Genomic DNA, 11,990 nt, shown 5'->3' with positions numbered 1-11,990 from the left:
TTTAGACCTCCGCTTCATCTTTAAATTTTAAGTCTGCATAGAAGTAGGCAATAATCGTGGCAAAAACCGCTAATAACATCATTGGCAATTCTGCATAAACCACTAAGAAATAGCCCAACAGGAATAACGGAATGATTCCTTTTCGATTCATAATGACTTTAAGGGTTAAGGCAATCCCTAGAGCTGGCAAGACCCCTCCGATAGCGCTAAGAATACTCATCGGTGTTCCTTCTAGAAACGTTAATAAGGAAGAAACGGAGCTGCCTCCCAGTTTTAGAATCAACATCACAGGAATCGCGCTAATCGCAAACGTACATAATTGAGACGGAACTAAATGAATAAACATGATTTTATGATAGGTTTCTTTTTCTACCATCCGATCCATCCATTGAACAAAAAATGAATTGATGGTTTGTCTAACATTCCAGATCAGCGTTCCAACTAATCCAAAGGGAACTGCCAGGGAAATCGCTACTTCGGGTGAAGAGTTGGACATAATGGCTAAAGCGGTCCCGACAATTCCGGCAATACCTGGTTCACTGGAAACAGAGCCTCCCGGCGAAATAAAACCAATAAAGAATCCATTGATTGTCGCACCAATAATTAAGCCGGTTAACGGGTCTCCTAAGATAATACCTACGATCGTACCCGCCACAATCGGCTGCCGGACAGATACACTGGTCAAACCAGTCAACCAAGGACTATTGGCGACTGTAAAATAATATAGAACACCGATTAGAAATGCTTGAATAAGTGAAATTTGCATGTTGGTTCCCCCTCTTTAAAGAACTGATGAAAGCTGAACTTTATTGGTATCCGGTGTTACTTGGAAAAAGACATCCAATCCTTTTTCTTGCAGCTTAACCAAGGCAGCTTTTTCATCCTCTGAAGCTGAAATATTACGATACAATGGACTTCTTTCCGGTTTGGCGCCCATTCCACCAACCCCTAAACTTCGAAAATCGACACCCTTTTCAACCAGCTCAAGGACTACATTAGGTGTTTTTACAAGAATAAATAGTTTTAGTTTTGGGTCATCCTTACTCAGATAGTCAACTGCTTGTTCAATCGTTAATACCTCTAATTTAATCTTTCCAGGCATCGACTGCTTCATAACCATTTGTAAAAATGTATCCTTGGCTACTTGATTATCAATAATGACTACACAATTGGCTCCAGTCGTTTGAACCCACGCTGTCATGACCTGTCCGTGTACCAAACGATCATCAACTCTAGAATAAACAATGTTTTTCATGATTTTTCCTCCTTTGCTTGTTACCTTACTAAAAGCAAGTATCGTGCCAACTTGCTAAAACGCGCTTCAGCACACGTCTAAAAAACAAAATGCACACATCGAGGAGGCTTCGCTCGATGTGTGCATTTATTCTCTCATATGTGTGCATGCGTAAAGATCGCATTCTAACTTGTGTGCATTAAGCTAATCCTCGAGATTGATAATTATCTCAATCAGATACGCCATTTCATCGTCGCTGAGTTTAATTGTGTACGCATTTTCAATTAAAATCATTTCTTTACGAAGAACTTTGTAGATGTGTGCATGCTGTGAAATATCCTCAGCCGTTCTTGGATTAACTAGAGGTTCTTTCCGAATCCCTCGTTCAATCATACTGTGGCAATGAAACTGCATCTTGATGTAGACGGCATCTGTGATGACTAATTTCAAATGGCTGCATATTTTACTAATGGCTTCATTTATTAGTGGAATTGATTTTTTTGTATCAATGAAGTTGGTTGAATCTTTGATTAACTCAAAAATTCGGGCATCGTAGCGTAAAATATCCACTAAATCATTTTTTTCGTCTTTATAGGCACTGATAACTGAAGCTGCCTTTGCTCCTTCCAGATAAGCTGCATCATGAGCAATTTGTTTAGTCAGTTCATTTAACGTCATCCCAGGAAGCAATGATTTCCTCGTAGCTTCTAAAACAATCGGTGTGCTAACTGAACTGATTAGCCTAACCTCCTGCCCGGTGCGCTCTGAAACAATTCGGTCTAAACTCACTAATGACCCCATATCTACAAGTAGCAACAGTCCCTTATGATAGTTTTCCTTTTTTACTTCTCTAACAACTTGCTTAACTAAGTCAGTGAAAGAGTCCGTTAATCGCATGTCTATCGCTTTCGCATGGTCACAATCCAGCAAATCGTTTGCTACCTTCGCCATACTGCTGCCTGTGCTGTCTCCATGCATGACAATCAGAATTCCAACACCATTGTTTTGCTTTGAGACCTGTACTGCTTCTAAAAACATGCAGATGGCCAAGATTTCATGATCCGGTAATTGGATATTGAGATGTTTTCCTAAAGAATCGTGTACCAGTTGATAAATCTCAAAGCGGTCGGAATACGTTTTTTCTCGCGTTTTTGCGGGTGATTCTAAGCGCCCAGACTTTAGCTTCACCTTTACTGATTCAATGTGAAGAGCCAAGCTATACCGAACTTGATTATCAAATAACAGTTTTCTTTCTCTACTTAGCCGATCAAATAATTCTTTTACTCCGTCGAATACTTCTGGAGAGATTATTTTGCCTAATTGAAAGGCTTTATTATCGACTGGCAATTCGATGGAGAAAAACTCTTCCAATTTCCTTTTAATGTCGGTCGTCTCAAAGGCTTGATCCGCACTCGCCATTTCAGAGTACATATTCAAGATACTTTGATAAAGCACTTGCTCCTCTTGATAGGTATCAATCGCAAGGGAGCTGCCGCCGATCGTCTCACGACTGATATTCTTCCCATTAGAAAATATTTGAGAGCCCACGCTATCCAAAAAGTTGCTTGTTACTACGGCATTGCGCTTTTCTTTAGCAAATAAAATGCGTTGTTCTTCATTCATTTGCATATGGTCACTGGTGACTTCAATCGTTTGTGCATCACTAATAATCGCTTCTGCGAATGCACGGGCACAAATCATTTGAATATCATTTTTAAGCTGTCCGATATTTCCCACACAGTCATAAATACAGAAAAACTTGATCACATCCTTGTGAACATTCATTTGATTTTGAATTTTGGTGGATTCATATTTAAAAAAGCTCTCAATCAGCTGAAATCGTTCTTCTGTTTTTTTACTTTTCAGACCTTCTAGATGAATAACATTCGGTATACGTCGTCGAAAAGTCGCTAAGATACTCTCATCAACATTTTCTGTAGTTGCTCCAATTAATAACAGATCCACTTGATGCTGCTCATTATTATTTTCTCCAAGCCTGCGAAACGTCCCATTATCAAGGATCGAAAACAGCATTTCCTGCCCTTCAGGAGGGAGTCGATGGATTTCATCCAAAAATAAGATCCCACCATTCGCAGCATCCACCAATCCGCTTTTTTCTTTGTCCGCCCCTGTAAAGGCTCCCTTTACATGACCAAACAAGAACGAGAGAAGTAACTGCGAATTCCCTGCATAATCCGCACAATTATAATAAACATACGGCGCGTTCTCTCCTAATTGTCCGATGTCCAAGGCATACTCATGCATCGTCTTCGCAAAAGTGGTTTTTCCGACACCGCTTGGCCCCGTAATCAACGTATGGATTCCCCTAGGTGGATACAATATCGCAGCCTTCGCTTGGTTAACAGCATAGGAAAGACTGCCATCGTAGCCAATCAGCTTTGAGAAAGCATCCAGCTTAGCCTCTCCCTTGTGTTCCTTTTTGTGAGAGAAGATAGCCTTCCACAAATCATTCACATCTCTCCAGGTTGTTTGCTCTAATGCCAAAAAGTTGTAAATATATTTGACCGGTTTTCCCTTAATCTTTAAAAAACGTTCCTCATTGACTTCTTGATTTAATACTTTACTTACTCTGGTTCTCTCAAACCCCAGTGAATCTGTAATATCTTTCGTTTCCAAAGAAATGAGCAACTTATCTTTTTCATTGATTTTTGTGTTTTCTCTGACATACTTTACAATTTGCTCATGCATCGGACAACCTCCCCATTCTGAAAATAAAACGATTTCCTTAACCTTATCATATTTGGTAAACAAAAAATATTCATTTTCTAGATGAAGGTTTGAACCTTGTATATGTCGCCAAAAAGACCGAATCAATCGTTGACTCGGCCTCCTACTCTCTTTTTTTAAACAAATGTCATCTGAATTGGCTATTACGCGTATTTTTCTTCCGAATCATTCTTCAATAGCTGAGAAATGACGTGACAGAAATACATGTGTGCATCCTCAACTACTCCATAATTTTTTGACTTAATTACTTCACAGTAATCCGAATAGTTTTTCATTTCACCATTATAATCACCTAAAATTGAAAAAACCGTCGCATCATTGTTTTGGGCATATTTGAACGCACTGACAAGATTCGGTGAATTTCCTGAGACGGATAAACCAATAACAAGATCCTTTGGTTTTAGATAATTTTTCAATTGCTCGGTAAAGACCTCTTCATAAGCGACATCATTGGACAACGCTGTCACAAGCGGGCTGTTATCTACTAAGCTCTGAATATGCAATCGCTTATCCTGCGCCACCGTAATATTTTTACTGAAATCTGCTACCCAATGGCTGGAAGAAGCGGCACTCCCGCCATTTCCTAGCATAAAAATTTTACGATCCTCTACTCGTGCTTGGTTGATTTGATTCTTCAGCGTTTCGATAAATGTTACATCAATTTCAGAGATCGCATGGAAAAAATCTTTATTATATTCCTCAATGTATGTTTTCGTGTTTGTCATGTTGTTACCTCCTAGTTTAGTAGTTTTGCAATTAGTTCAGAGAAAAGTCCAATGACCGTGAAATCGGGGTCTCCAAAAGTCATATTATGTGAAAGTCCGCCTACCACAGCCATAAAAACAGCAGGCAAAATTGAAATGATTAATCCATTTATTACTGCACCTGTAACTGCTCCTCTTCTTCCCCCTGTGCTATTGCCATAAATAGCCGCTGTTGCTCCAGTGAAAAAATGTGGTGTCATGCCAGGAACAATTACTGGTAATGTTGAAAAGCTAAGTAGCAGCATCCCCAACAGGCCAGCTAAAAAGCTTGAGATAAAACCAATAATTACGGCATTTGGAGCAAAAGGAAAGACAACCGGGCAATCAAGAGCTGGTTTTGCTCCCACGATTACTTTATCCGCGATCCCTTGGAATGCGGGGACAATTTCAGTTAAGGCCATTCTCACACCAGCTAATACGACATAAACCCCTGCCGCAAAGGTAATTCCCTGAATCAGTGAAAAGACGACAAAGAATTGACCTGAGCTTAATTCTGTTTCAATGTAGGCAGGTCCTGCAAAGAATCCAACAATTACAAATAGAAGGGTCATCGTCAGAGAAATTGCGATAGAAGAATCTCTTAGAAAGGATAAGCCTTTTGGCACATTGATATCTTCTGTCGATTTGCTCTTGTTTCCAATCAGGCCGCCCAATTTCGAAGCGAGAAGATAAGATACTGTTCCTGAATGACCAATTGCGAAATCATCGGAATCTGTTATTAAAACGGTATTCTTTTGGATGAGTGCCGGCCCAATTGCCATGTAAGCTCCTAGAATAATAGCACCGATAACTACCGCCAGCCACGGAGTAACTCCACTAAAGATCATTGCGAGCATCCCAGACATGTACATAGTAAGGTGTCCGGTCAAATAGATATATTTAAAGCGGGTGAACTTCGCAATCAACAAATTGACTGCCATACCAAAAATTAAAATAAAGGCTGCTGTGCTGTATTTTTCATTGGTTAAGGCACCCATCGCATCTGTATTCGTTACCACTCCTTGAAGCCCAAAAGCTTGCGTGAACATCTGGTTAAAAATCGTCAATGTTCCCGAAATAATTCCCGCTCCAGCTCCCAACAAAATGAACCCCATAATCGTTTTTATAGTGCCAGTTAGGATATTCGTAAGGGGCTGTTTCAAAAGCAATAAACCGATGAAAACGAAGATTCCAATCAAGATTGAAGGGGTTCCTATAATATCGCGTACAAAAATATCGAGCATTTTTTTCCCTCCTTATAAATCGAATCCTTTTTCAATTGCTGTTTGCAGATCTTTTTTACTCATCATATTGACCAGTCCTTGAATATTTTTCTTTCCATCTTCAAGATTTTCTACAATTGATTTATCACCAATATAAAGATCCGCAACCTCACCCTTCGCAGAAGTTAAGTCCGTATGGCTTACTTCCATCTCTAAACCCATTTCAGCAAGAACTTTTTTGATATTCATTTCGACCATGAAGCTGCTGCCTAACCCATTGCCACAAACAATTAATATTTTCTTAGTCATTTTCTGTTCCTCCTTCTTTGATCAAATCCATGATCGACTGTTTGTTCTCACATTTGAACAACTCTTCCGTTTTTGTTTCATCGGAAAGAATTTCTGATAATTGCGCCAATGCTTTCAAGTGCAAAGAATTATCGATTGTTGCCAAAATAAAGATCAAAGTCACGTCTCCCTTTTCTCCAAAAGAGACGCCCTCTTCAAGCTTCAACAAGCTCATCCCAAGCTGATTTACGCCGTTCTCTGGTCGGCTATGCGGGATAGCTACACCTGGTGCAATAACCACATATGGACCGAATTTTTCAACATCCTCGATCATTTGTTCAACATAGCGCGTTTCAATTTGTTTTCCTTGAATCAGTGGTTCAGAAGCCAATTGGATCGCTTCTTTCCAATCTCCTACTGAGTGTAAAAATTGGATATGTTCTTCTATTAATAGATCTTTCAGCATAGGTTTCCCTCCAGCAGTTACGGATGTCCGATTAAATATAAAATTCGTCAATTCTTTTCTTAGTTTTTCTTCCTCATGAATCGTTGCATAGTTTTCAATAATATCCAATACCCCGTCCATGTAATGTCTGATCTGATATCCTGTGATATCTGTTCCTAACTGTTTCCGAATCGCCCTTATTTGATCAATCCCTAAGAATGGTTCGATTTGCATGAATGGATGATTCGTGGCCGTTTCTAAATGAATCGTTGATAAAACTAAGTCAATGGTGTTCATTGATGGTTCTAAAAGTGTAAACTCTTCCTTCGAGTATGGTCCAAGGACATTAATTTCTGGTACCTCACTGGTCAGTTGAATAGATAATAAATTGGCTGTTCCTATTCCACTGGCACAAACGAGAATCACTTTCTTCTTTTCAGCCTTTTCAACGTGGTTTTTGATTTCTCCGCCAAAATAAATCGTGATGAAACCAATCTCATCTTCTGAAAACTTTCTTTTGGCATACTCTTCTAACGGTTGAACAGATAATTTAGCAATAGTAAAGATATCTTGGTACTCTTTTTTCAACTGGTCCAAAATTGGATTGACGTTGGGTATATCATAAATCAACCGATAATAGGCCCCATAAAGATGAGAATAAAATTCTTCCAGAAAACTTTCTTTTTGATTGATGTAGACACCTGACAATCTTTCAAATGAGGCAACGATCCTTACCGTGATACTGAATAATTCCTTATCAATCGACGTATTTCTTTTTCGATTTCTTAATCCATTCAGCTGTCCGCTAATCAAAAAGGTTTCAAAAAATTGAAGTTCACCTGATTTAGTAGTCATTAAGAGCTGCTCGGCAATCTTTATTTCGAAGGATTCAGCCTGCGTCTGCTCTTCATTAATGAGGGAATCTTCAATTAAGTTAGTATTGATTCGAATGTTTATTAATGCGGCAAATATACTCAGCAAGTATCGGATCTCATCTGTATAGACAATGCCATATTCACTTTTCGCGTGATCAATGATGGCTAGGCACCGTGTTACATCTGCTCTAAAAGAATCTGCTTCGACGATAAATTCATCAAATACGGACAAAATTTTTTCTAGCCCATAGTGAAAGCGATGTGCATACTGTTGCAGTATTCTGAAAAGAAATTTTCTCGTTTGCTTTTCTGATTCCGAATTTAGGTAATGACCGTTTTTATCCACTGATAGTTGGATAGTCTCTTGTGACGAGAGTGTTTTTAAGTCTTTCATTACAGTATTCTTTGTAACTGAGTTCAACGCTTCAAGCCTAGAAATAGTGACAGCTTTGCTTGAAAAATACAGGCATAAAAACGTACGGAATTTTCTTTCTTCAGCATCAAATTTAGTAACTATACTATCTTCATTTGTGAGTTCTAGGCTTAGCTTCTCAACTGTTGCTTCTTCAAGGTAGTAGCCAGAAATCTTCGAATACTGAATCGGAACCAGCTGATTTTGTCTCAACCATTCATTGATTTTTGAGATATCATAATAAACTGTTCGCTTAGAGACAGCATATTTTCGGATGAATGTCTCTACAGAGATATAGTCAGATGAATTTTTCAAATCATTCAGCATGTTTTTTCTTCTCAGCGTCAGCATACTATCGCTCCTAGTTATCTTTATTTTGTATTCTTATGATACCATGCACAGCTAATGAATTTTGTCAGATCAAGGTTACTGTTCCTTCTACTTTTAGCATTCTGTTCAATATTGAATACTCTATGTTCTCTCTTCCACTTCTTGTAATTCGTTTACCCTCCTTTCATTTATTATTGTATGTTCTTTGGTTTTCATATGTAAGTTGAATCCCTGTACTATAAAACAGTGCAAAATAGTTTATTGATTATCAATGTCCACTTGTTTCAATGAAAAATTTCGGTGTGCCCGATAGCATCCATGTAATAACACTGATTGTTATGGTTTATACATGCTTGTGTTCTCAAAAATACTGAATACTTTATTAAATAACATCTTGTTTTTGCTAGTATTTTATTGAAGTAGCTGTATTTGGGTCCAAAAAGATGATCCCTTTTTCATAAACGAACAAGTAACTAGGCTCTTGAGAACATACTGTTATGGTAGCTTGAATATGAAGTTGTACTCTCTTTAAAGGTTGATACAGCAAAAAAACTGAGCAGTTTTTTTGAATAGACTGCTCAGCTTTTGAATTGTTTTTTAGTTTGCTTTCGCTTATAAATAGCGAAAAAACAGCATAACCCAATGCTCGGTTTATTCTCAAACCATTTATAAGTATCTAATAATTTTTGTATTTGTAAATCCAGGTAGCTGCACCTAAAGATAAAGCATCAAGAATGTTTCATGAAGCAATTGAATTTTATAGCCAAGTACTTAACTTCACAATAATTGACAAAAAATGCGACAGCATGCTACAAAAATCTTCAATTTTTTATGTTTTAAATAATTGGCTAATTTAATGAATAATGTGCTTCACTCTATTATCCATTCTAAGTAGCCATTTTCCATTCCTACGATTCCAATAAAACAAAAGATACCCGCTAAGCATTCCAATCAAAGCTGCTCCTAAAACATCAATTGGGTAATGTACACCTACCCAAATCCGCGATACTCCGACAATTGCTGCAATAACTAAATAACCCCAACGATAGCGTGTTTGATGTTGAAAAAATAAAAAACCAAGAATGGAGAAAAACAATAATGTGTGATCACTAGGAAACGCGTTGTCAATACTGTGACCAATCAACTGGTGCACATGCTTCAAAGAGACAAAAGGCTGCGGATGAGCGTAAAATAATCCAGCGACTTTTGCAATTGCTTCTGCTAATACAAATGACAACAACGCAAGAAAAACATTTTTTCTTGTATTCGGTTGACTTTTATCAAAGAAAAACAGCCAAATTAAATAAATGCCCAAAAGCAGCGGCGAATATTTTGCCACGTCTACAAAAATTAAATCAATTGAATGAATGTGTCCTGCAAAATGATTAATAAAATAAAATGCTTGATTGTCTATAGTTTCCATAACTTCACTTCTCTCATGTATTTTCTTTACTATATCGAGGAAGTGTAAACAAACAATTATCCATCTATAAACAAAGGATTAACTTTAAGGAACAAATCGATAGCCTGCTCCCCATACTGTTTGAAGATGCTTTGGATTTGCAGGATCAGTTTCAATTTTTTCCCTCAGACGATTAATATGAACTGCTACCGTACGCAAATCTCCCAGCGAATCCATCCCCCAAATACGCTCGTATAGTTCTTCCTTGCTGAATACATGGTCGATATTTTCCATTAAAAACAATAGCAGTTCAAACTCTTTGTGCTTCAAGGCAACTTCTTGTCCTTTGACAAAAAATTTGTAAGCCTCAGGCTGAATAGAAAGCTCAGCAATGTCGATTTTTCTTGCTGGCTTCTCACCTGTTAAGCTGGACAAACGTTGATATTGAGCCAAATTGGCTTTCACTCGAGCAACAAGTTCGGTGGGTGAAAAAGGTTTACTAATATAATCATCCGCTCCAAGGCCCAGACCCCTAAGCTTGTCTACTTCTTCACTTTTAGCAGAAACCATTAATATAGGCACTTTTATTTCTTTACGAATGCGACGAATAATTTCGATACCGTCGATAGTCGGTAACATCACATCCAATAAAATTAAGTCATAGCTTCCTGTCAAAGCAGCCTCCATTCCTTTTTGTCCGTCACTGTGTATGTCGCTTTGGAATCCATTCATTGCTAAAAAATCTTGTTCAATTTCCGCAATTGCTTGATCATCTTCAATGATTAAAATTTTATTCATTTAAATCCTCCGTTATTGGCAGTCGAATTTCAATTTGCAGTCCATTTTTTGCAGATTTTTTCGCTTGTATCTGTCCTTCTTGTTTTTCGATGATTTTTTTAGCTATCGCTAAACCGAGACCACTGCCTCTTTCTGGTTGTGTCCGTGATTTGTCACTTCTGTAAAAAACTTCAAATAACTTACTCTGCTCCTCTTCAGTGACTCCTGGTCCATTGTCATTGAATTCAATCACGACTTTCCCGTTCAACTCATATTGAACCATTTCCAGTTGATTATCTATTTGATTGCCGTATTTTAACGTGTTTTCCAGAATGTTAACAAACACATTGCGCAGCTGCAGCTTGTCTCCATAGATTTCTGTGTGATAGGAGCTGGCTGCTAGCTGAATCCTCAATCCTCTTTCAGCATATTCCTCACGAACTTCATGATAAAACGTGCCAAGAAACTGTCCGATATTGATGCGTTCTAACTGGAGCGGGAATTCCCCTACATCCAGTTTGGAAAAAAGAAACAGCTGACTGACTAGATGGTTTAAGTCATCGGTCTTTTTTGCGATGGTTCCAAGATATTTTTGCTGCATTTTAGGCGTTTGAGCTACCCCTTTTTCCAATCCTTCTACATAAGCTTTGATTGCGGTCAGCGGTGTGCGCAAATCATGAGAAATTCCAGCAATCAATTCCTGTCGATTCTTCGTATTTCTTTCTTGTTCCTCTACCATACGCTGCAAACGAAGAGCCATTTCATTGAAGCTGTCAACCACGGAAACAAACTCGTCCTTGCCTTCATAGCTGATTCTCCAGGAAAGATTACCATCTCGAATTTGTTGGACTCCATAGACTAAAGTATCAAGCGCCTGATTAATCGGCTGAAAAACAAAGCGTGCCAAAATGTAATTCGTCAGCAATACAAACACGATGGCTAAAAAAAAGCTTCCTATTAGAATAGCAATCACCACATGTTTATTATCCAAAATCTGTTCTTCTAAATTTAAATGATAGTTTTGATTTACTACTATTACTTTATTCTGGCTAAACGAAAGACTTTGAAGCAGTACATTGTCAATGACGATTATCTGTTTTCCTTCCATCGTTTTTAATAGCGTAGGATCCAGTTGATATTCTCCCTTTTTTTTAACCAAATTTCCTTGATTGTCATAAATGAACAAGCTAAGCGATGGATTTTCATGATGTGAGTAAACTGTCGTCATCCTTTGAGATAAGTCATTTATTGAATCGTTTTCGTTCCAGTGATCTCTTACTTTTTCTACATCTTCATAAAGCTCTGAATAACGCTCATTTTCCTTCCAATGAGCGTAGATTTCATTACCGAAAAGCTCAGAGAACGATAAAAAAAGTACTGCTAGAGTCAGCAATGTCAACATTACAGGTGTAATAATCATTAAAACATTGGATATATACAAACGTTTGCGTATCGTCATCTGAACCCCTCCTTGTCTCATCATAAAGCTTATAAGCTAAGAAATCTCAACTCG

At 38.0% G+C, this 11,990-nt stretch carries 10 protein-coding genes; all 10 read right to left on the bottom strand.

Annotation, left to right across the window (positions count from 1 at the left end; all coding sequences use genetic code 11):
• Window position 1: 1 nt before the first annotated feature.
• The 10 genes from I588_RS05015 to I588_RS04970 all read right to left on the bottom strand — a co-directional run bounded on the left by I588_RS05015 (window position 2) and on the right by I588_RS04970 (window position 11,936).
• The gene (locus I588_RS05015; protein ID WP_010757862.1) at window positions 2-766 is read right to left on the bottom strand and encodes a PTS mannose/fructose/sorbose/N-acetylgalactosamine transporter subunit IIC; all 765 of its coding nucleotides are present in this window, start codon (window positions 764-766) and stop codon (window positions 2-4) included.
• 15 nt (window positions 767-781) lie between these two features.
• Window positions 782-1,255: a PTS sugar transporter subunit IIB gene (locus I588_RS05010; protein ID WP_010757861.1), complete on the bottom strand. Its 474-nt coding sequence runs from the start codon at window positions 1,253-1,255 to the stop codon at window positions 782-784.
• A gap of 183 nt (window positions 1,256-1,438) precedes the next feature.
• Complete coding sequence (locus tag I588_RS05005; protein ID WP_034693365.1) at window positions 1,439-3,943, bottom strand: sigma 54-interacting transcriptional regulator; 2,505 nt, start codon at window positions 3,941-3,943, stop codon at window positions 1,439-1,441.
• Window positions 3,944-4,125: 182 nt separating this feature from the next.
• Window positions 4,126-4,707, bottom strand: coding sequence for an SIS domain-containing protein (locus I588_RS05000; protein WP_010757859.1), 582 nt, complete (start codon window positions 4,705-4,707; stop codon window positions 4,126-4,128).
• 11 nt (window positions 4,708-4,718) lie between these two features.
• Window positions 4,719-5,969, bottom strand: a complete 1,251-nt coding sequence (ulaA, locus tag I588_RS04995) for a PTS ascorbate transporter subunit IIC (protein WP_010757858.1) — start codon at window positions 5,967-5,969, stop codon at window positions 4,719-4,721.
• A 12-nt stretch (window positions 5,970-5,981) separates the two neighbouring features.
• Window positions 5,982-6,257, bottom strand: coding sequence for a PTS sugar transporter subunit IIB (locus I588_RS04990; protein ID WP_010757857.1), 276 nt, complete (start codon window positions 6,255-6,257; stop codon window positions 5,982-5,984).
• Window positions 6,250-8,319: a BglG family transcription antiterminator gene (locus tag I588_RS04985; protein WP_010757856.1), complete on the bottom strand. Its 2,070-nt coding sequence runs from the start codon at window positions 8,317-8,319 to the stop codon at window positions 6,250-6,252. Before I588_RS04985 ends, I588_RS04990 begins: the two co-directional genes overlap by 8 nt.
• 832 nt (window positions 8,320-9,151) lie before the next feature.
• On the bottom strand, window positions 9,152-9,721 hold the full coding sequence (locus tag I588_RS04980) for an undecaprenyl-diphosphatase (RefSeq protein ID WP_010757855.1): 570 nt from the start codon (window positions 9,719-9,721) through the stop codon (window positions 9,152-9,154).
• 84 nt (window positions 9,722-9,805) lie between these two features.
• Window positions 9,806-10,498: a response regulator transcription factor gene (locus tag I588_RS04975; protein ID WP_010757854.1), complete on the bottom strand. Its 693-nt coding sequence runs from the start codon at window positions 10,496-10,498 to the stop codon at window positions 9,806-9,808.
• Window positions 10,491-11,936, bottom strand: a complete 1,446-nt coding sequence (locus tag I588_RS04970) for a sensor histidine kinase (protein WP_010757853.1) — start codon at window positions 11,934-11,936, stop codon at window positions 10,491-10,493. The genes I588_RS04975 and I588_RS04970 overlap by 8 nt, the downstream gene beginning before the upstream one ends.
• Window positions 11,937-11,990 lie beyond the last annotated feature (54 nt).

The organism is Enterococcus pallens ATCC BAA-351, assembly GCF_000407485.1.
Taxonomy (GTDB): Bacteria; Bacillota; Bacilli; order Lactobacillales; family Enterococcaceae; genus Enterococcus_A; species Enterococcus_A pallens.
The sequence above is the reverse complement of the archived record's forward strand: the minus strand, read 5'-3'. Positions and strand labels throughout refer to the sequence as shown.

What these genes read in the sequence shown, in the direction of transcription:
- I588_RS05015 (WP_010757862.1), bottom strand. Translation starts at nt 766, where the DNA reads ATGCAAATTTCACTTATTCAAGCATTTCTAATCGGTGTTCTATATTAT.
- I588_RS04985 (WP_010757856.1), bottom strand. Translation starts at nt 8,319, where the DNA reads ATGCTGACGCTGAGAAGAAAAAACATGCTGAATGATTTGAAAAATTCA.
- ulaA (WP_010757858.1), bottom strand. Translation starts at nt 5,969, where the DNA reads ATGCTCGATATTTTTGTACGCGATATTATAGGAACCCCTTCAATCTTG.
- I588_RS05005 (WP_034693365.1), bottom strand. Translation starts at nt 3,943, where the DNA reads ATGCATGAGCAAATTGTAAAGTATGTCAGAGAAAACACAAAAATCAAT.
- I588_RS04970 (WP_010757853.1), bottom strand. Translation starts at nt 11,936, where the DNA reads ATGACGATACGCAAACGTTTGTATATATCCAATGTTTTAATGATTATT.
- I588_RS05000 (WP_010757859.1), bottom strand. Translation starts at nt 4,707, where the DNA reads ATGACAAACACGAAAACATACATTGAGGAATATAATAAAGATTTTTTC.
- I588_RS04990 (WP_010757857.1), bottom strand. Translation starts at nt 6,257, where the DNA reads ATGACTAAGAAAATATTAATTGTTTGTGGCAATGGGTTAGGCAGCAGC.
- I588_RS04975 (WP_010757854.1), bottom strand. Translation starts at nt 10,498, where the DNA reads ATGAATAAAATTTTAATCATTGAAGATGATCAAGCAATTGCGGAAATT.
- I588_RS05010 (WP_010757861.1), bottom strand. Translation starts at nt 1,255, where the DNA reads ATGAAAAACATTGTTTATTCTAGAGTTGATGATCGTTTGGTACACGGA.
- I588_RS04980 (WP_010757855.1), bottom strand. Translation starts at nt 9,721, where the DNA reads ATGGAAACTATAGACAATCAAGCATTTTATTTTATTAATCATTTTGCA.